This window comes from Cobetia sp. PS-4MA (genome assembly GCF_057670765.1).
Map to the genome: position 1 here is coordinate 1,458,563 of NZ_CM173107.1, position 19,415 is coordinate 1,477,977.

Sequence of the window (19,415 nt, forward strand, 5' to 3'; positions counted from 1 at the left end):
GGCAGTCGAGGAATCTTGGAATGTGGGAGTGCTCGAGGTGTGAGGGGGAGGAGAGCGATGCTGGCTCTCTGAGGTGACGGTAGATGACGAGTCGTGTGACGCCGAAGTCTCAGGCGACTGGGATGACTCGGCTTTTGCCTTGCCCGTAGCAGAAGGCGCAAGAGGGGTAGATGAGCGGGTTGGTGTGGTGTGAGAAGAATTCGAGGTCATGACAGCACCTCGCTGCAGTTGTCAACGATACGTGCATGACAGTCTTGGGAAGGGGGGGCTGGATATCCGCCATAGGGGGTGGGCAGATCGGGGCTACGCGGAGATGCCGTAGTCTGAATGACCATGGTTGAAGCTCCTAGAGTTGAGGAGCCGCACCCGCTGTCGCCAAACAGTGATGGGGGCGGCCGTACGCAGGTTGGCGAACCGGCACTCTAGGAAACCGGCAGACCCTAGGGTCTCCCACGCACGACCGCCATAACGCATGGCGGACACAAAAAAGCGCCAACCATGGTCTGGGGCGCTGATGCGCCTAGAGGTATTCGAGTCGCCAAACCCGATCGAGGATTTTGCCTCGATAAATCGAATCTAGCAGATGAATGAGAGGCCGTAAATATCATTCACCGGGAAAAGAGGTGTCTATTCGGGATTGGTCTCAATATCGCGAAAATTCGCCTCTGGCATGGCACGTTGTCATGGCATTCGATCGAGGGAATCGGGAGAATGCTGCCTTTCTTTCAGCCGCGTAGCGAATCGACAGTCATGACGGAGTTGGTGGATCGGCCTTTGGCCGGAATTGTTCTCAGATTGCTGTCCGGTGTGTTGTTCACCGGCATGATGGTGTGTGTGAAGGCGGTCAGCGAGACGGTGGAAGTGGGGCAGACGGTGTTCTTTCGTTCGGCCTTTGCCTTGATTCCGATCATGATCTTCATGATGTGGCGCAAGGAGTTCCCGCGCGGTCTGGCGACCCGTCGACCGGGAGGACATCTGCTGCGCTCCGGTTTCGGTGCGGCCGCGATGTTTGCCTCCTTTGCGGCGGTTGCCTTGCTGCCCATTTCGGAGGCGACGCTACTGGCACAGCTGACCCCGGTCATGATGGCCGTAGGCGGTGTGGTGTTGCTGGGGGAGCGGTTCAGTCGCCAGCGGGCGTTGGCGCTGGGGCTGGCCTTGGCGGGAGTATTGGTGCTGATTCTGCCGTCGCTGAACCTCGAGAGCAGTACCGGCAATGTGACCGGCTACGTGCTGGGGGTGCTCTCGGCACTGCTGACGACTGGCGCGTTGCTGACGGTGAGGCGAATCTCGCGTACCGAGACGGCCGGAGCGATCGCCTTCTATTTCATCCTGGTCTCGGCCTTGGCAGGCTTGGCGACGCTACCGATGGGATGGGCGCCGCTTTCACAAGAGGCGCTGGGGCTGTTGGTGCTGTCGGGGTTGTTCGGGGGTGCCGCGCATATCTGCATGACACTGGCATTGCGCTACGCCGAAGCGTCCCGCTTGGCACCCTTCGAGTATGTCGCGTTGCTCTGGCCGATTCTGGCGGACCTGCTGATCTTCCATGCTCCCATCTCGAGCGGCTTCCTGTTTGCCCTGCCCCTGATGCTGGCAGGAGCAGGGCTGGCCGCCTTCGAAGGGCGTCAGATCAAATGGCCTCTTCGACGATGAGCTGTGGCTGCCCTTGGGAGCAGGGCTCGATGCGGGCAGCCACGCGATAGACCTCTCGCAGCCGCTCCGGAGTGACCACCTCAGCGGTCGGGCCGCTGGCGATGAGGTGGCCGTTCTGAAGCAGCATGGCCTGGTCCGTGAAGCGCAGTGCTTGGCCCAGGTCGTGCAGCGCGGCAATGATCAGCATGCCTCGCTCGCGGGCGAGGCGGCGCAGAATGGTCAACAGCTGCAGCTGGCGATGCAGATCCAGTGCGGAGGTTGGCTCATCCAGCAGCAGGATCTCGGGTGACTGCACCAGCGCCTGGGCGGCACCCACCAGCTGGCGCTGGCCTCCACTCAGATCACCGATATCCCGCTCGCCCAGCGCGCTGATTCCCAGATCGTCCAGCGCGCGCTCCACCTCGGCCATGTCCTCAGGCTGAACCTTCAGGCTGCGCCCCTGCATGCGCGCCAGTAGTACCGATTCATAGACCGTCAGCACGGCATTGACGCCGGTGTCCTGTGGCATGTAGCCGATGGGGCGCTGGCGAGTCGCGCCATCGACGCGTGCTTCCCCACCGCCGTCGATCAACCCGAGGATGCGCCGGAACAAGGTCGACTTGCCGGCGGCGTTGGGCCCCAGCAAGGCCACCACCTGGCCCCCTTCGAAGCAGGGCGTCGTGACCTCCGCCAGAATCTGGCGGCGACCATAGTGAGCGGACAAGCGATCAAGCGTGAGCGTTACCATGAGGATGACTTCTGTCGCAGGATGAGGAACAGGAAGAAGGGAATGCCGACCAGTGAGGTGATGATGCCGATCGGGATCACCGTACCGGGCAGGATGATCTTCGACAGCACCGAGCCGATCGAGAGAATCAGCGCCCCACACAGGGCGGAGCCGGGCACGAAGAAGCGTTGGTCTTCCCCCAGCAGAAGACGCGCGATATGCGGACCGACCAGACCGATGAAGCCGATGGTGCCGACGAAGGCCACGGCGATGGCAGCCAGTAGTGAGACCAGTACCAGCACTTCCAGGCGCAGCGCCTTGGGTTTGACGCCCATGCTTTCCGCCTTGGTATCTCCCAGGCGCATGGCCGTCAGTGCCCAGCCATGACGTGCCAGCAGCGGTAGCACGATGGCCAGAACGCCGAGTGAGACCCAGAACTTGGGCCAGGTGGCCTTGGTCAGGCTGCCCATGGTCCAGAAGACCACGGCGGCCACGGCCTGTTGGCTGGCGAAGAACTGGATCAGGGCCATCAACGAATTGAAGATGAAGACCATGGCAATGCCGAGCAACACGATGGTCTCGATCGTCACGCCACGCTTCATGCTCAAGGCGTGGATGAAGAAGGCCGTGATCATGGCCATGACGAAGGCATTGATGGGAACCACATAATCGATGGCGGCGGGGATGATCGCGACGCCAAAGGCCAGTGCCAGCGCGGCACCGAAGCTGGCCCCGGCCGAGATGCCTAGGGTGAAGGGGCTGGCCAGGGGGTTGCTCAGGATGGTCTGCATTTGAGCGCCGGCCACCGACAGGCTGGCACCGACCACCAGCGCCATCAGGGCGACGGGCATGCGGATTTCCCACAGAATGACCCGCACCTGATCACTCACGGAGTCCGGTGAGATCAATGCCGCGATGACCTCATCGAGAGGGAAGCGTGCCGGCCCGAGCGAAAGGTCCAGACACAGACTCAAGAATAGCGCCACGCCCAGTGACACCAGGATCAGCTGCCGTTTGACCACCGAGGCGCGGTAGTGGCTCCCCCCTTGCGAGAGGGGAGCGGAAGAGGTGACATCATTCATCTTTCAGCGAGACCCAGTAGCCAGGTGCGTAGTCCACGGGCAGGAAGCGTTCGTGAAGCTCCTGCATGGTGGCTTCCGGGTCAAGATCGGCAAACAGCTCCGGGTGGAACCATTTGGCCATCTTCTGAACCGCCACGAAGTAGTAGGGGCTGTTGTAGAACTGATGCCAGATGGCGTGGAAGTTGTCGTTATCCACGGCTTGAATGCCCGTCATGGCGGTACGCTGGGTCAGCGCTTGAAGCTTCTCGCGAGCGAGGTCCTGATCGGCCCCCGGGCCGACACCGACCCATTTGCCGCCTGGCACATAGGCGTCCCAGCTTCCGCCTGTCACGACGACATGCTCAGGGTTGGCGGCGATGATCTGCTCGGGGTTCAGGGTGCCGAAGGTGGAGGGAATGATGCCTTCGGCGATGTTGTGGCCGCCGGCCAGGTCAACGTATTCGCCGAAGTTGCCCGGACCGAAACTCATGCAGCAGTCGTCGGAGTAGCCGCCGGCGCGATCGATGAAGACATCAGGGCGCTGTGGATCCTGCTCCGCGATGACATCGGTGACGCGTGCCATCTGCTCTTCGGTGTAGGCGATGAACGCCTCCGCCCTGTCTTCCTTGCCCAGCAACTGGCCCACCAGGCGCATCGATGGCGTGGTGTTCGCGAGTGGGTCCTCGCGGAAGTCGACATAGACAATCGGGATATCCAGCTGAGCCAGTTTGTCGTCATAGGCAGCGTCCTCGGTTGCCTGGCGGGCTTCCAGGTTCATCAGCACCACATCCGGCTTCAGGGCTGCCGCCTGCTCGACATCGAAAGTGCCATCCTTGAAGCCGCCGAAGGTCGGGATCTTCTCGAGTTCCGGAAAGCGCTTGGCATAGTGGGCATAGTTGTCCGGGTCGGCTTGAGAGAAGTCCTCACGCCAGCCCACTACCTTGTTGAAGGGCGCCTCGGGCTCCAGTGCGCCTAGCAGATAGACTTGGCGACCTTCGCCCAGAATCATGCGCTCGACCGGGGCATCAAGGGTGACTTGCCGGCCGGCAATGTCCGTCAAAGTGATCTCTTCGGCGGCAGCGCCGAAGCTGGAGGCCAATAGCAGGCCGCCGGCTGTCATGGAAAGCAGAGGCTTCATGTGTGACTCGCTGGGAGGGAGAGAAAAATGCATCGCGCATGCTGGCGCCCGCACGGCTATGATCGATGCGGGACAGGTTGCATCTCATTATCATCTGCGTTGCGATTATGAAGTAATTCCCGATGAGCGTCGATATGGCCTCGTCTGTCTCGATATCCGGCGTGCTCCGCCCTCAGACCATCATCAAGTCTGTACTTGTTTCGCAACCCAGCCATCTCAGCGGCAGTACTAAAATGGTTTGGCTTAGAGCTTATATCTAGTCGGTTTTTTGATAGCACACATATCACCCCGCCTATTTTCACGGCGACGCTTTATCTCGCCCGATAGCGCGCCTGGGTACCCGAGGGACTCTCACCGAACAGACGGCGATAGTCCTGGGCAAACTGGCCCAGATGATAGAAGCCCCAGTCGCTGGCGATCTGACCGATCGTGCTTGTTGACTGAGGATCGCAAAGCCGCCGCCGCACTTGATTGAGTCGGTTGAAGCGGATGAACTGCATCGGACTGAGACCGAGGATGCTGGTAAAGCTGTTGTGCAGTGTCCGCTGACTGACGTGGGCGATACGACAGAGACTCTCGATGCTGACCGGTGCAGGCTCCCCTCGGTTTACATGCTCGCGTACGCGCTCCACTACCTGCCGTCGGTGGTGATAGCTGGGGTAGCGATCGGTGAGAGGTGTCCATTCCTCAAGAATAGCGGCAACAGCCAGTGACAGGATGCCCTGATGCACCTGAACCTCGAATCCCGGCCCCTGTCGCTTGATCAGGCGGTCCATCAGGAAGGTGACCCCTCGCCGAGTTCCTTGCGTCACCCCGAGTCGCATCGTGTGCTGCGGATCCCCTTCCATTAGCGTCAGTGCCGACTCCCCCGCGACCTCGAGCAGCCAGTCACGCCGTAACACGAGACAATGGATCGCGAAGGTATCGGGCGTGGTCAGCGCGAAATCCTGCCCACCCGGCTGACACATGATGTCGCCTTTCTCAAGCGCGTAGCCATTGATCCGGCAGGGCTGTCGCTCGGCGGGAATACCGATCCACAGCGAATCCGGCCAGACATGACATTGCTGATCCAATGCCTGGCTGGTGTATTCCTTGAATACCTGCATTCCCGGCAGATGGAGTTCATCGATACGTCCGTAGAAGGCGCCCTGACCGTACTGATCGTAGTGTTGCGACCAGTCGGTCAGGTTATGCGCCTGTTCATTGACGTCCCATGCCTCCCGTGTGCACTTGCCTGGTGCATGCTCGAAAATCCCGTGCTGCCAGGTGGCATCACTGTCGTCCGTTCGTGATACATCTTCGTGCATTGATCAATCAACTCATTGTTCTTGTTGGTGTTTTCAGCTTTGCCGGATGCTGATAACGCATCACCTCGCGCTGTCGTTAGTCTGAGTCATGCAACTTTCGCGCACAGAGTCATGCCGTGAGCCAGATCGTGGGTCGTGAGATTGGCCACTGGCTTCTGGCCGCAGACGAAGTGTGACACCGAGACCGCAAGATCCCCGGTCTCCCCATGTCAGCGAGGTGGTGAGATGTATACGGAAACTCTGATAAATCAAACAAGACACGAGTTGGTTACTTGCCTGGAAAAATGGCACATGGCGGAAACCTCGCGGATCTCGCTGCTGACCATGTCAGAGAACGCGACCTTTCTGGCCGAGGATGACGAGGCGGGACGCAGGATCATCATTCGGGTTCACCGCCCGGACTATCACTGCCGGGAGGAGATCGAGTCCGAGCTGGCCTGGATCGATGATCTGCGCACGACGGCACGGATCAATACGCCGGCCCCGGTCATGACCACGACAGGCAGCCCTGTGTTGAGCATCTCCGCCGGCGGGCAATCCCTGTACGTGGTGGCCTTCGAGCATGTGGTCGGCAGTGAGCCGGATATCGGCGATGACTTGCCGCAGTGGTTTGAACGGCTGGGCGCGATGAATGCCACGCTGCACGAACACAGCCGTCGCTGGCAGCCCCCGGAGGGCTTCGTGCGCAAGCGTTGGGACCTGGAAAGCATGATCTCGCCCCGTGGGCTGTGGGGCGATTGGCGAAATGCGCCGGGCATGACGGTGGAAGAGGCCCAGGCCATCAATGCTGCCATCCCCTATCTCAAGTCGGAGATTGCCCTGTATGGCACGGCGCCACAGCAGTTCGGTCTGGTCCATGCCGACCTGCGCTTGACCAACCTGCTGGTGTCACAGGACAGCATGGCGATCATCGACTTCGATGACTGCGGCTTCTGCTGGTATGCCTATGACTTCGCTGCGGCGATCAGCTTCCACGAGACGGATCCGAGCGTCCCGCAGCTGCGCGATGCCTGGATCAAGGGGTACCGCTCGGTGGCCGAGTTCTCGTCGGCAGATGAGGCAATGCTGGATACCTTCATCATGCTGCGTCGCATTCTGCTGTGTGCCTGGCTGGCCACGCATCAGGAGAGCAAGGAAGGCAAGACACTGAGTGATGGTTTCAGCCGGGATACGGCCATCATGGCGCGGCGCTATGTTCAGCAACGAGGGGGCCAGTCACGAGAGGGCCAGCAAGGTGTCGTGCAGACACCGGGCATGCAGGAACACGACGATCAGGCGGATGTTGATCGGACAGGTACAGATCGGACAATCAATGACAAGGTGAGGATGGCGTGATGGAAAAGGTACGCGGGATTCTGGATCAGAACGCCTTCAGCATGGCGCATATCGACAAGGCTGATGCGCGAATCGGCGCCTTGGTGCGCAAGCGGCTGGAAACGGTAGGGCCGACGTCCATGCTCTTCTATGAGGAGCCGCTGCACATCGTCCGGGGCGAGCGGGTCTGGTTGTTCGATGATCAAGGCAAGCGCTACCTGGATGTCTACAACAATGTGCCGTCCATCGGCCACTGCCATCCTCGCGTGGTCCAGGCGGTCGCTGAACAGATGGGGACCCTCAACGTGCACAACCGCTATCTGCACGAAGGCATCCATCGCTATGCCGAGCGTCTGCTGGACACGCTGCCGCGCGCGCTCAATCGACTGGTGATGATGTGTACCGGCAGTGAAAGCAACGACATGGCGCTGAGGCTGGCGCGTGGCTGGACGGGCCGGCAGGGGATCATCGTCACCGAGGCGGCCTACCACGGCAACACGGCCGCCGTGACGGAAGTTTCACCGTCTTCCTACAAACAGGGAACGCCGCCGGATCACGTACATATCCTGCCGATCTCCCGGATGAGTGAGCAGGCAGACCCGGCCGTCTGGTTCGCCGAGCAGGTGCGGTACGGCATCGAACAGCTGGAGGCGAGGGGCCATGGATGCGCGGCGCTGCTGGTCGACTCCATCTTCTCGAGCGATGGCATCTATGCCGACCCCGCAGGTTTCCTGAAGCCCGCGGTCGAACTCCTGCAGTCCCGGGGCGGCCTGTTCATCTCCGATGAGGTCCAGCCCGGCTTCGGGCGCACGGGGCAGGGGATGTGGGGCTTCTCGCGCCACGGCGTGACGCCGGATGTGGTGACCATGGGCAAACCGATGGGCAACGGCTTCCCGATGTCCGGGCTGGCGGCACGCGAGGAGTTGCTGGCGGTCCTGAACGCTGATGTGGGCTACTTCAATACCTTCGGCGGCTCACCGGTCGCCGTGGCGGCGGGCACGGCGGTGCTGGACGTGATCGCCGAGGAAGACCTGATGGCCAATGCAGAGCGTCAGGGCGAGTACTTCAAGCGACAGCTGCAGGACATTCAGGCACGCTTCGAGGAGGTGAGCGATGTACGAGGCGCCGGGCTGTTCCTGGGGCTGGACCTCTGTGACCCGACGCGTGACGGAGCGCCGGACGCCCAGCGCACCACGGCGTTGATCAACGACCTCAAGCGCAATGGCGTGTTGATCGGCGGGGCCGGCAAGTCCGGCAGTACCTTGAAGATTCGCCCGCCACTGTGCATCGAACGCTCGGAAGCCGACCTCTTCCTGGACAGGTTCGAGCAATCCTTGAGAACGACTGCCAGGTAACCCACTCGCAACACGTCATGGGTCATCGGTGAATAACTCCGCTGCGGAGCTGCAAGTTGCAATTGAAACACTTGCCAAGGTGCAAGCTTTCCGCGAGTGGTTCTTGGAGGAAAATGGCAGCGAGTATCGTGGATCTGATGGAAGATGCTGATGATGACACCGGCCCTCATGCCTGACGTCCTATTTTTAGGTTATGAACTGAAACGCGACAAGGGGAGCCTCGGCTCCCCTTGTCGCGTCAGCATGAATGCTTCTAGTTGAGGGTCAGAAGTCCATGGTCAGCCCCAGGTTCAACCGGCGGCCATCCAGTACCACGCCGTAGGTATCATTGGTGACTTCCTTGTCGGCGATGTTGTAGAGGCCAGCCTTGACGCGAGCGTTCTCGTTCAAGGCATAGACGACACCCACATCGAAGAAGGTATAGCTGGGCGTGCCTTCGCTCATGCTGGTCCGTGACAGATAATCACTGGTTTCGCCACGGTAGTTCCCCTGTGCCCACAGGTTCAGGTCGTGAGTGGCTTGCCAGTCCAGCGCCACGTTGAGCATATGTTCCGGAATCTTGTTCAAGGGCTCGCCCTTGAATTCACCACTTTTCTGCTCGGAATCGGTGTAAGTGTAACTGGAGCTAAGGTTCACGCTTGGCGTGATGGCATAGTCCAGTGACAGCTCGATACCCTGCATGACAGCTTCGTCGATGTTGCGGTAGGTGCTGACGAAATAGTAATCAGTGCCGGCATAGCTGCACTCGCGGAAGGCGGGATCGGAGAAACCTTCATCCGGGCCCTGGCAGAGGCGGTCTTCGGAGATCTTGTCCTTGAACTGGGTGTAGAACAGGGTGGCGCCGGCGCTGAGCGTGCCAGACTGGTTCTGGAAGACGGTGCCCAGCTCGTAGTTGGTACTGGTTTCCGGATCCAGCTCCTCGTTACCGATGATGACAGCGCTGCCCCGACCGGTTCGACGTCCAAAGCCCTCTGTCGCAGCGGATAGGCTCGGCTGACTATAGCCCGTGGAAACCCCGCCCTTGAGTGTCCATTGCGGGTCAAGGTGATAATTGGCGTAGACGCGCGGCGAGAGATGTCCGCCAAACAGCTCGTCATCGTCGTAGCGCAAGCCGGTGGTGACGTTGAGGTCCTCGGTCAGACTCCATTCCATCTCGACGAATAGCGCCGCGATCCAGCGATCGACGTTATCGACGGCCCCCGGGACATTCGAATCCAGCAAACCATTGGTCTCATCGGTCAGCTGCTCGAATTTGTACTGACCGCCGAAGGTCAGCATATGGTCGCCCCAGAAGTACGTGGTCTGGTTGTTGAGCGTGGTGACTTCTTCGCGTTTCTCATCATCGGAATCCAGCACGTTCTCCGAGATGTCGTGCTGCAGATAGGTGTCCGTGAGGAAGCTGCCGTAACTTCCCTTGTGGCCAAGGGTATAGACATCCTTGTCGTAGCGATAACGACTGGTTTCGGAATCATCTGCGATGCTCACGCCAGCATTGTGAGTGTATTCTTTCTTGGAGGCGGTATAGCCGAGCGTGAACGCATTGTCCTCATCTGGTGTCAGCGTGAACTCGGCACCTCCTTGACGTGTGTCGCTGTCGGGCATGCTTTCAGCATTGTCGCTACCGCCCTGGTAATCGCTTTCTTCATAACCGGTCCAGTTTCCGTGGACCTTGAGACCGAGCAGGCCTTCGATGAGCGGCCCGCTGGTATAGAAGCTCAGTTGCTGCCCGTCATTGCTGATGTCGTTGAGCGAATGGGTGTATTCCGTCGTGACAGACCCCGACCAATCATCCGCCACTTTTTTTGTGATGATGTTGATGACGCCGCCCATGGCTTGTGAGCCGTACAGCGATGACATCGGTCCGCGAATCACTTCCACTCGCTCGATCATCGAGATTGGGGGGAGGCCAATCTGCTTGCCTTCATCATTGCCATTGGTATTGACGGAGCGGCCAGCCGAGAGAGGGCGGCCATCGATCATGTAAAGCGTGTAGCTGTTGTCCATCCCTCGAATACTGATGTCCTGAGAATTCCCGCCCCCCGTAACATAGACGCCAGGCACATTATCCATGGCATCTGTGATGTCCGTGTACGACTGCTTGTTTAGCTGCTCGCCGGTAATGACCGAGATACTGGCAGGGGCATCCGAGATCACCTGCTCGTAGCCGGAAGCTGTCACCACCACAGGTTCCAACTGGCTGGATTCGTCAGCCTGTACGCCAGCAGGTAGGCAAGCGGCGGCGATACCGATAGCCAAGGCCGATCGAGCAAAGGGGAGTGCGGGGACTGTCATGTTCCTGGATCCTTGAGGTCGCGATTATGTCGTTATTGAGCCACGAGGTTTTTTAGGGTTGTGGGCCACTGAGTGCTCTGTTGACGTCGACTTCGGGTAAGGAATACGACAGACGTCATCGCATCAGTGTCGATCTTTTTTTTCGTATTTAAGAAAACAAATGATAAACATTCGTATTTTTTAGTTTAGGTGTGTTTCTTTGTTGTCAGAGTTGCGTTCTGCGCAACCCTCAGTGGTGGCATGGAGTCGTTCGTAAATTGCGGGTTGTGCAACGCACAGTTGCATGATTTTGAGGAAATAGCCGTGCTAGGATCGCAAACGCAAATGATATTAATTATTATTCAACAAAAGGAATGTCGATGAACGTCGCTGGGCTCACCTTGTCTGTTTCTACTCTGTTGTTGGCTGCTTTACCTATTAGTGCCCAGGCACACGAAGTCGGCGGGGGAGAGCATGGCCCTTCCGTCGTGAGTTTGGACTGGGGCGCTGCCGATACGCTGGATGAGCTGGGATTAGCCGAGCATCTCGTCGGGGTACCACATCAGTCTGCGCCCGCCTATGTGTCACACCTGGTCAAAGGTCGGGTAGATATCGGCGGGCTCAAGGAGCCTGATGTCGAGGCGATCGCGGGATTGGAGCCGGACCTGATTCTGGTCACCGGTCGTCAATCTGGATCACTTGAGGCACTCAAGGCTGTGGCGGAGACGCGTGATGTCACTCTCGAAGAAGGCAACTACTTCGAGGCACTGAGCGGCAAGGTACTGAGCTTGGCGTCCCCGTATCATGCTGAAGAAAAGGCACGTGAGAAGCTGGCAGCGCTCGAGTCGGATATTGCGACGGCGCGTGAAGGGCTGGCGGAAAATCTTGACGCGTTGGTCGTGATCCATAACGACGGTCGTTATGTTCTGCGCCAGGAGCCGATCGTCACTGAGCTGCTGCAGATCGATCAGCCGGCGCTGCCGAACTCCGTGGAGCCGGTCAGCCGTGGTGAGCGTACTTTCTATCCGCTGACGCCAGCGAATATTGCCGAGATGGCGCCGGATACTCTGTATGTGGTTGATCGCAGTGCTGCCATTGGCCAGACCCCAATGGATGCTGACGCGCTTAAGGCCGCGCTGGCCGATGCTGGCGGCGCGGACATTGGTGTCACCGTACTATCCCCGGGGCTTTGGTATCTCTCCGGCAATGGCTTGCAGAGTGTGCGTGCCCAGATGAATGAGATTCTCGAAGGGCTGTAAAGGCCGGGGCACACGGTTTCTTGTCAGACACACGAAGGCCAGGCATCTGCCTGGCCTTCGTGTGTCTGACGGATATGAATCAGGCGATGTTGTCTGATCTGAGGCTTCAGCGCTGCTTGAGTTGATCACGCAGGCCCGTCGGGACCTGTTTGATGATCAGACGATCGCTGGCCTCATCGTATTCAACTGAGTCGCCCAGCAGGTGCGAGTCAAAGCTGATCGAGACGCCCGCGGCGCGCCCGGTGAAACGCTTGAACTGGTTGAGCGTCTTCTTGTCCGGCGGGATTTCCGGTGACAGCCCATAGTCGCTGTTGCGAATGTGGTCGTAGAAGGCCTGCGGGCGCTCCTCATCGATCAGCTCAGACAGCTGATCAAGGGTAATCGGCTCACCGAGCTTGGCCTGGTCGGTGGCATAATCGACCAGGGTGTCGGTCTTCTCGCGGCTGGCTTGCTCGGCCATGTCTTCCTTCTCGACATAGTCGCTGAACGCCTTGAGCAGGGTACGGGTTTCCTGGCCGGCATCCCGCTGCTCCTGTGCACCCAGCGTTTCGGCGAAGGCCTCGGCGAGCTTGGTGCGTCCGCGATCACGCGCCCAGGATAGATAGGGGTGAGAGGTCGAACTGCCTTGCCACTGACTGATATCCAGTCGCGCGGCCAATGACATCTGGGTCAGGTTGAGCTGGCGGGCAGGCGTCACCGCAAGGGTCTCGTTGATCGCGAAGCCATCACGATGATGCAGCAACGCCATGAACAGATGACGCGTCTCGCCCTGTTGGTGATCCACCACCAGCAGATGGCCGCCTGTCGGGAGGTTGTCATCGATCAACGGCATGAGACGACTGGCAAGCGTCTGGGTCAGGTTCGCGAAATCGCTATCACCTGCGAGGAAGGCCGCCAGTTCCGTGGGGAAGGCGGCAGGCGCGTCTTCATTGAAACGGCCCCAGTTCTTGGCCTTGCCGTGGTAGGCATCATTGAGCCCGGACACCAGATCCTCCAGTGCATCGGATGCCGCCAGGGTGGTGGCGGCAGGCACCAGCTGGGCCGGCGTCTCGCTATTGCCCTTGTCGATACGGTGAATGATGCTGTGCAGGATCGGCATGGGAACCTCCCTCGGGTGCGATGAACGGGCTGGGGATAATACCTGCCAAGTCCCATAGCGTCACTCTCCGCGAGGTCTCTTCACGGACAGGTTTCACCCTGGATCAGCTGGGTAGTGAGCAGGCGAGGCGAGGCGGGTTCCAGCCCTAGAATCATTCGCGCGGCAAGGCGGCCTTTCTCGGTACTATCCTGCTGGACCGTGGTTAGGCGTGGTGAGCGATATTGCCCTTCCTCGATACCATCAAAGCCGGTAATACGCAGGTCTTCGGGAATCCGGATGGCACGTTGTTCCGCCAAGGTCACGGCGGTCAACGCGATGCGGTCGGACATGCACATCAGGAGGTCTGGCCGTTCACTGGCCGGAAGATCCAGAATCTCTGCCAGCACCGGCGCGCAGACCTCGTAGGTGTTTTCCTCGATGTTCCACATCGTCACAGAATCGGGGGAGATATCCCGCTCAGTCAGCGCACGATGAAAACCCGCCAGTCGCGAGCGGGTGATGGTTCGACCCGCCGGGAGCAGCGCATGGGCTTCGGTGATGCGGCCGTTGCAGGCTGTTTCGGTCAGGCGCAGGTTGACGATGCCGATGCGACTGGCGGGTGTCTTCAGGGCATGTCGCGCGATGGCGTAGCAGGCGGGCTCATCATCCACGTGGATGGCGGGGTGGTCGCCCAGATCGAAGTCGACCGCCACGATGGGCTTGTGACCCGCGCTCTGGAGTTCTTCCACCAGCGCCATGCTGGCCATCAGCCCGTAGACGATGAAGCCATCGGCAATGCTGTAAGACCCCGGCACTTGAGAGGCATCCTGGCGACCCGAGAGCAGCAGCAGGGTATGGCCGTGGGCGTCCAGCACTTCGGCGATGCCCGACAACAGCTCGCTGGCGACGGCATCCTTGAGGCTGTAGGTCAGTGTCTCTGCGAGTACCACGGCGATGATCCGTGAGCGCCCCGTACGCAGGCTTCGCGCCTTGGCGTCCGGACCACGATAGCCCAGCCGTTTGGCCTCCTCGAGAATCCGCTCGCGCAATGCAGGCGAGAGCTGGTCGGGGCGGTTGAAGGCGTTGGAAACACTGGCGGTGGAGACGCCCAGTTCTGCGGCTAGCTCCTTGAGAGTGATACGGCGAGGCGATGACACAGGCGTCGGGTTCCTGAAGATGAAAAGCTTGAACGATTAAGTGCAGAGATAGCATATCGCCACGTACCAGAAATGCCCAGAAAGTGATGGAGGCGGTGCGACCAGACTGAGCTGCCTTTGCACGCCATCTGCCCGGGACAATGCCCCGGGCAGGTGGTCGGTCGCAAGCGCCCCTTGCTGGTCCTTTCCTTTACCCATCCTGGTCTCTTGACGCATCGGCTGGCACGACCAGCCAGGTTGCCATCCCCGGCGACAGTCTCAATTGGCCTGTCTCAAGGATAGGCGTGGCCATACCGGGCAATGAGACGATCTCTATCGGGTCATGACACTGGCCATGCAGCGTTCGCGAGCCCAGCAGGGCTGTCAGATCGAGCATGACGGGAGAGTTGTCGTGGCCTGATTTGTGGCCTGATTGGTGTCCCAGGTTGGCCAGGCACATCATCCGCTGATGACGGTCGTGACGTATCACACCAAAGACACCCTTCGGCAGCACGGACGGGGAGATGAGTGTCTGTTGCCCCGTCTTCAGCGTCGCATTCTCGCGACGCAGTTCCAGCAGTTGGCGAACGTGATTCAGCAGACTCTCGGGCGCCTCTTGTTGCAACGAGACCGCCTGTGACTGATGTGGAACATGGACGGGGAGCCAGGGCGACAGGGAGTCGGCGCAGAATCCACCATGGCGATGAGGCTCCCACACCATGGGCGTGCGACATCCATCGCGTCCCTTTACCTCGGGCCAGAGCGCGATTCCGAAGGGGTCCTGCAGCTCGGCGTAGCTCAACTCCGCTTCCTCGAATCCAAGCTCTTCGCCCTGATAGAGGCAGAGGCTGCCCCGCAATGAGCAGAGAACTGTCAGAGCCAACAGGGCACGGTCACTACCCCAGCGACTGGCGCTGCGCGGAACATCATGATTGGACAGCGCCCAGCACGGCCAGGCGTCATCGCCATGTTCGGCAAAGCGTGCCAGAACGGCGTGCAATGCCATGGCATCTCCCGTGCTGTTGAGCAGGTCGAAGGTGTAGGCCATGTGCAGGCGGTGCTGACCCGCGGTGTAGGCTGCCATGGCGGGGAGCGGGTCGCTGCCCCCGACCTCGCCGACACTGGTGGCGCCCGGGTATTCCTCCAGCAGGGCACGAATCTCTTCCAGATAGTCGAGATTCTCTGGCTGATCCGCATTGTGCTTCAGCAGCTGATAGCTGCGGGGATGCCCGCGGCTACGATAGTCGTCCGATGACGGGGGATTGTCTGTCAGCGCCCGATCATGAAAGTAGAAGTTGGCGGTGTCGAAGCGGAATCCGTCGACGCCCAGTTCCAGCCAGAAACGCAGATTGTCGAGCTGTGCCTGACGCACCTCGGGATGATGGAAGTTGAGATCCGGCTGGCTGGCGAGGAAGTTGTGCAGATAGTACTGGCAGCGCCGCGAATCGAAGGTCCAGGCCGGCCCACCAAAGGCGGCTAGCCAGTTGTTGGGCGCGCTGCCATCTGGACGTGGGTCAGCCCAGACGTACCAGTCAGCCTTGGCATTGTCCCGGGACTGGCGACTTTCCCGGAACCACACATGCTGATCGGAGCTGTGTGACAGCACCTGATCAATGATGACGGCCAGTCCGAGCTCATGTGCGCGGGCGATGAGGCGCGTGAAATCCTCCAGAGTGCCGAACAGGGGATCGATGTCACGGTAGTCCGAGACGTCATACCCGAAGTCTTGCATGGGCGAGGTGAAGATGGGGGAGATCCAGATCGCGTCCACCCCCAGGGTCGCGAGGTAGTCCAGGCGTTGGATGATGCCGGCGATATCGCCGACACCGTCGCCATTGGCGTCCATGAAGCTACGTGGATAGATCTGATAGAGCGTTGCACCACGCCACCAGTCGTGTGTGGCATGGCGATGAAGTTGGGTAGGCGTCATTGCACGTTCCTTGTCGTCGATGCGGCGCTAGTCACACGGAAGCCGGCAGGCGTGAAAGGCCTCGCCTGGATGAGAGAGGCCTTCCAGCGTGCGGTCAGAGTGGGTTGTCTGGGCGGAGCGGGGGACGGTGGTGTTACCAGCCCCGGCGGCCGATGCGCTCAAGCTCCTTGCCTAGCGCTTCCACCGCCTGGGTGCCCGTCTCCTCGCCGGAAAGCACACGGTGGGTGCGGTTGAAGAAGGCATTGGAGACGCGAGCGTAGGCGTCGCCCGTCACCGAGGCCGGACGCGCGACGCCGGTCCGGAGCGCTTCATAGAGCTCACCCATCGAGGGATTGCTCGCCAGCACCTCGTCATCCTGATAGAGGTGTTCGATGGTGGGGTTGCGTCCCATCTTCATGGCATGGGCCTTCTGCTGCGGGGCAGCGGTGATATAGGCGACCAGCTCCGCTGCGGCCTGCGGGTGCTCCGAGTAGCGTGATACTGCAAGATTCCAGCCGCCCAGGGTCGCGCGGGATTCGCCCTGTGAGCCATGGGGGAGGGGCGCCATGCCGACCTTGCCGGCCACCGGACTGCCCTCGGCCTGGCTGAGCTTCCAGACATAGGGCCAGTTGCGCAGGAACAGCGCATTGCCCGACTGGAACAGCCCGCGTGACTCCTCCTCGGTATGATTCAGCGCTCCTTCCGGGGCGATGCTGCCGATCCAGGAGGCGGCAAGGTCGAGTGCCTGCGCGGCGTGCGAGTTGTCGATGGTGACCTCACCGGCATCATCCACCAGGGTGCCGCCGCCCTGACTCGCGACCCACTCGAGTGCGTTGCAGGTCAGCCCCTCGTAGGCGCGTCCCTGGAAGCTGTATCCCCAGAAATCGGCATTGCCGGCGTCACGTTCCGCCGCCTGGATCGTGCGCGCCGTCTCGGTGAGTTGCTGCCAGGTCTCCGGCACCTGCTGGTCGTATTTTTCCAGCAGGTCCTTGCGGTAATAGAGCACGCCTGCGTCGGTGTACCAGGGCATGGCCACCAGACGTCCCGCTACGGTGCCGTTGTCGACCAGCGCGGGGAAGAAGCCCTCGGTGGCGTCGTCGGGCAGATAGCGGGAAAGGTCGACCAGGTGATCGTCGAGCAGCCCTGGCCACGCCATGTCGACGATCAGCACGTCGATGTCACTGGAGCCGCTGCTCAGCAGCTGCTGATACAGCGAGAGCTTCTCGGTGGTGTCGTTGGGAGTGGAGATCACATTGACACGATTGCCGGATTGCTCAGCCCATTGCTGGGCGAGCTCCGGGCACATGTCGGAATCTCCGCCAGGGCCACAGGCAATCGTGACCTCGGTGGCCAGTGCGAGGGGTGCCGTCAATGAGGCCCCGCTCAACAACAGGGCACCGGCGCTACCCTTGAGGGTCGTGAGCATCCGTTGGCGTGGGGTGCTGATAACAGAAGGCATGGCGTGCGACTCCATCATTGTGATTGTTGTTGCGGCGTCCGGGATGACCGTCATCCACCGAGCATCCCGTGAAGCATCGAATCTGCCAGGCGTCAGTTGAGGGCGAGCCACATGGCGCTGCCTGGCATCAGCGACAGGGGATGGTGAGAGGCGTGTGTCGCCGTGACACCGGCGATCTCGAGGGTGGTCCAGGTGGTGATATCTGGCGCCAGTTGACTCGGGTCGATCACGCTCGGCGTATCGCCTGTCCCGAGGTGTGCCAGACACAGCAGGCGTTTCGCTCCATGCTGGCGCACGCTGGCGAAGACGTTGTCCGGGAGCCGCTCGGGGGCAATCAGGGTCTGATCACCCTCGCGCAGCACCTGGCTGGTCCCGCGATAGCGCAGCAGGCGACGTGCTCGCGACAGGAAGCTGTCATCACGGTTTTCCTGCTGCGCCACCGACAATGGCAACTGGCGTGGGGAGACCGGTAACCAGGGCGTGGCCTCAACGCCGGACTTCGTCGCGCAGCGGCTGAACCCACCGTTCAGGCTGTCATCCCAGACCATCGGCGTGCGACAGCCATCGCGGCCCTTGATCTCGGGCCACAGGTTGATGCCGAAGGGGTCCTGCAGGTCCTCGAAGGCCAGCTCCGCTTCGGGAAGCCCCAGTTCTTCTCCCTGATAGAGGCACAGGCTGCCACGCAGCGAACACAACACCGTCAGGGCGAGCAGGGCGCGCGATTCTCCCCAGCTGGTCGCACTGCGTTCCACGTCATGATTGGACAGGGCCCAGCAAGGCCAGGTGTCTTCGCCTTGCTCGGCAAAGCGCGTCAGCACGTCGTAAAGCGCGCGGGCATCGCCATCACTGTTGAGCAGGTCAAAGGTGTAGGCCATGTGCAGGCGGCGTTGGCCGGCGGTATAGGCAGCCATGGTCGGGAGAGGGTCATTGCCGGCGATCTCGCCGACACTGGTGGTGCCCGGGTACTCATCGAGCAGGTCGCGGATGCGCTCCAGATACGCCAGATTCTCCGGTTGCTCGATATTGTGCTGCATCCGCTGATAGCTCTGCGGGTTGCCCGGGTTGACGCCTTCGCGCGCCATCGCCGGGTTGTCGGTCAAGGCGCGGTCATGGAAGTAGTAATTGACGACGTCGAAGCGGAAGCCGTCCACCCCCAGATCCAGCCAGAAGCGCAGGTTGTCCAGCTGCGCCTGGCGCACCTCGGGATGATGGAAATTCAGATCCGGCTGACTGGCCAGGAAGTTGTGCAGATAGTACTGGCGACGCTTGGCATCGAAGCTCCAGGCGCGACCACTGAAGGCTGCCATCCAGTTGTTGGGCGGGATGCCATCCGGGAGCGGGTCGGCCCAGACATACCAGTCGGCCTTGGCGTTGTGGCGGTCCTGACGGCTTTGCTGGAACCAGACGTGTTGATCGGAGCTGTGAGACAGCACCTGGTCGATGATCACGCGCAACCCCAGCTGGTGGGCTTGCGAGACCAGGTGCTTGAAATCCTCCAGGTGGCCGAACATCGGGTCGACATCCCGATAGTCCGCGACGTCATAGCCGAAATCCTTCATCGGCGAGGTGAAGAAGGGGGACAGCCAGATGGCATCCACGCCGAGGCTGGCCACATGGGGCAGGCGCTCGATGATGCCGGCCAGGTCGCCGATGCCGTCGCCGTTGGCATCCATGAAACTGCGGGGGTAGATCTGATAGATCGTGGCACCACGCCACCAGTCGAGGCGTGCGTGAGGATCGAGTTGAGACAGGGTCATCATGACCTCCTTGTG

The 19,415-nt window shown here is 60.7% G+C and carries 14 protein-coding genes; 4 read left to right on the forward strand and 10 right to left on the reverse strand.

Annotation, left to right across the window (positions count from 1 at the left end):
- The first annotated feature begins 750 nt into the window (after positions 1-750).
- A complete protein-coding gene (locus AC26AR_RS06255; RefSeq protein WP_417285517.1) occupies positions 751-1,650 on the forward strand; it encodes a DMT family transporter in 900 nt (299 codons plus the stop codon).
- Here the strand turns inward: AC26AR_RS06255 and AC26AR_RS06260 are convergent.
- The 4 genes from AC26AR_RS06260 to AC26AR_RS06275 all read right to left on the reverse strand — a co-directional run bounded on the left by AC26AR_RS06260 (position 1,628) and on the right by AC26AR_RS06275 (position 5,862).
- Complete coding sequence (locus tag AC26AR_RS06260; RefSeq protein WP_417285516.1) at positions 1,628-2,377, reverse strand: ABC transporter ATP-binding protein; 750 nt, start codon at positions 2,375-2,377, stop codon at positions 1,628-1,630. The two genes, AC26AR_RS06255 and AC26AR_RS06260, sit on opposite strands and share 23 nt — an antisense overlap.
- Positions 2,371-3,438 carry a FecCD family ABC transporter permease gene (locus tag AC26AR_RS06265; protein ID WP_176676771.1) on the reverse strand — a complete coding sequence of 356 codons (1,068 nt, stop codon included), beginning with the start codon at positions 3,436-3,438 and terminating at the stop codon, positions 2,371-2,373. Before AC26AR_RS06265 ends, AC26AR_RS06260 begins: the two co-directional genes overlap by 7 nt.
- The gene (locus tag AC26AR_RS06270; RefSeq protein ID WP_417285515.1) at positions 3,431-4,555 is read right to left on the reverse strand and encodes an ABC transporter substrate-binding protein; all 1,125 of its coding nucleotides are present in this window, start codon (positions 4,553-4,555) and stop codon (positions 3,431-3,433) included. The genes AC26AR_RS06265 and AC26AR_RS06270 overlap by 8 nt, the downstream gene beginning before the upstream one ends.
- Before the next feature lie 311 nt (positions 4,556-4,866).
- Entirely contained in the window at positions 4,867-5,862 is a 996-nt protein-coding gene (locus tag AC26AR_RS06275; RefSeq protein WP_417285514.1) for a helix-turn-helix domain-containing protein, read from the reverse strand.
- Between the two features lie 225 nt (positions 5,863-6,087).
- On the opposite strand from AC26AR_RS06275, the gene AC26AR_RS06280 reads away from it, so the two are divergent.
- Together AC26AR_RS06280 and AC26AR_RS06285 are read left to right on the forward strand one after the other, a co-directional pair.
- Positions 6,088-7,197: a phosphotransferase enzyme family protein gene (locus AC26AR_RS06280; RefSeq protein ID WP_488107757.1), complete on the forward strand. Its 1,110-nt coding sequence runs from the start codon at positions 6,088-6,090 to the stop codon at positions 7,195-7,197.
- The gene (locus tag AC26AR_RS06285) at positions 7,197-8,531 is read left to right on the forward strand and encodes an aspartate aminotransferase family protein (RefSeq protein ID WP_024952243.1); all 1,335 of its coding nucleotides are present in this window, start codon (positions 7,197-7,199) and stop codon (positions 8,529-8,531) included. Before AC26AR_RS06280 ends, AC26AR_RS06285 begins: the two co-directional genes overlap by 1 nt.
- A 264-nt stretch (positions 8,532-8,795) precedes the next feature.
- Here the strand turns inward: AC26AR_RS06285 and AC26AR_RS06290 are convergent, their stop codons facing one another.
- Positions 8,796-10,823, reverse strand: a complete 2,028-nt coding sequence (locus AC26AR_RS06290; protein WP_488107758.1) for a TonB-dependent receptor domain-containing protein — start codon at positions 10,821-10,823, stop codon at positions 8,796-8,798.
- 359 nt (positions 10,824-11,182) lie between these two features.
- Here AC26AR_RS06290 and AC26AR_RS06295 point away from each other — a divergent pair, with 359 nt between their 5' ends.
- Entirely contained in the window at positions 11,183-12,061 is an 879-nt protein-coding gene (locus AC26AR_RS06295; RefSeq protein WP_488107759.1) for an ABC transporter substrate-binding protein, read from the forward strand.
- A gap of 106 nt (positions 12,062-12,167) precedes the next feature.
- Here the strand turns inward: AC26AR_RS06295 and AC26AR_RS06300 are convergent, their stop codons facing one another.
- The 5 genes from AC26AR_RS06300 to AC26AR_RS06320 all read right to left on the reverse strand — a co-directional run bounded on the left by AC26AR_RS06300 (position 12,168) and on the right by AC26AR_RS06320 (position 19,403).
- The gene (locus tag AC26AR_RS06300; RefSeq protein ID WP_488107760.1) at positions 12,168-13,160 is read right to left on the reverse strand and encodes a nucleoid-associated protein; all 993 of its coding nucleotides are present in this window, start codon (positions 13,158-13,160) and stop codon (positions 12,168-12,170) included.
- An 80-nt stretch (positions 13,161-13,240) separates the two neighbouring features.
- Entirely contained in the window at positions 13,241-14,296 is a 1,056-nt protein-coding gene (locus AC26AR_RS06305; protein ID WP_488107761.1) for a LacI family DNA-binding transcriptional regulator, read from the reverse strand.
- A 190-nt stretch (positions 14,297-14,486) separates the two neighbouring features.
- Positions 14,487-16,205 carry an alpha-amylase family glycosyl hydrolase gene (locus tag AC26AR_RS06310; protein ID WP_175090557.1) on the reverse strand — a complete coding sequence of 573 codons (1,719 nt, stop codon included), beginning with the start codon at positions 16,203-16,205 and terminating at the stop codon, positions 14,487-14,489.
- A 133-nt stretch (positions 16,206-16,338) separates the two neighbouring features.
- Positions 16,339-17,610 (reverse strand): ABC transporter substrate-binding protein, encoded by a 1,272-nt coding sequence (locus AC26AR_RS06315; protein ID WP_417286482.1) that lies wholly within the window; start codon positions 17,608-17,610, stop codon positions 16,339-16,341.
- Between the two features lie 125 nt (positions 17,611-17,735).
- Positions 17,736-19,403, reverse strand: coding sequence for an alpha-amylase family glycosyl hydrolase (locus tag AC26AR_RS06320; RefSeq protein WP_378080033.1), 1,668 nt, complete (start codon positions 19,401-19,403; stop codon positions 17,736-17,738).
- Between the last annotated feature and the right edge of the window lie 12 nt (positions 19,404-19,415).

Excerpts from the sequence above, each read along its gene's own strand:
- AC26AR_RS06255 (WP_417285517.1), top strand. The coding sequence starts at position 751 with ATGACGGAGTTGGTGGATCGGCCTTTGGCCGGAATTGTTCTCAGATTG.
- AC26AR_RS06260 (WP_417285516.1), bottom strand. The coding sequence starts at position 2,377 with ATGGTAACGCTCACGCTTGATCGCTTGTCCGCTCACTATGGTCGCCGC.
- AC26AR_RS06265 (WP_176676771.1), bottom strand. The coding sequence starts at position 3,438 with ATGAATGATGTCACCTCTTCCGCTCCCCTCTCGCAAGGGGGGAGCCAC.
- AC26AR_RS06270 (WP_417285515.1), bottom strand. The coding sequence starts at position 4,555 with ATGAAGCCTCTGCTTTCCATGACAGCCGGCGGCCTGCTATTGGCCTCC.
- AC26AR_RS06275 (WP_417285514.1), bottom strand. The coding sequence starts at position 5,862 with ATGCACGAAGATGTATCACGAACGGACGACAGTGATGCCACCTGGCAG.
- AC26AR_RS06280 (WP_488107757.1), top strand. The coding sequence starts at position 6,088 with ATGTATACGGAAACTCTGATAAATCAAACAAGACACGAGTTGGTTACT.
- AC26AR_RS06285 (WP_024952243.1), top strand. The coding sequence starts at position 7,197 with ATGGAAAAGGTACGCGGGATTCTGGATCAGAACGCCTTCAGCATGGCG.
- AC26AR_RS06290 (WP_488107758.1), bottom strand. The coding sequence starts at position 10,823 with ATGACAGTCCCCGCACTCCCCTTTGCTCGATCGGCCTTGGCTATCGGT.
- AC26AR_RS06295 (WP_488107759.1), top strand. The coding sequence starts at position 11,183 with ATGAACGTCGCTGGGCTCACCTTGTCTGTTTCTACTCTGTTGTTGGCT.
- AC26AR_RS06300 (WP_488107760.1), bottom strand. The coding sequence starts at position 13,160 with ATGCCGATCCTGCACAGCATCATTCACCGTATCGACAAGGGCAATAGC.
- AC26AR_RS06310 (WP_175090557.1), bottom strand. The coding sequence starts at position 16,205 with ATGACGCCTACCCAACTTCATCGCCATGCCACACACGACTGGTGGCGT.
- AC26AR_RS06315 (WP_417286482.1), bottom strand. The coding sequence starts at position 17,610 with ATGCTCACGACCCTCAAGGGTAGCGCCGGTGCCCTGTTGTTGAGCGGG.
- AC26AR_RS06320 (WP_378080033.1), bottom strand. The coding sequence starts at position 19,403 with ATGATGACCCTGTCTCAACTCGATCCTCACGCACGCCTCGACTGGTGG.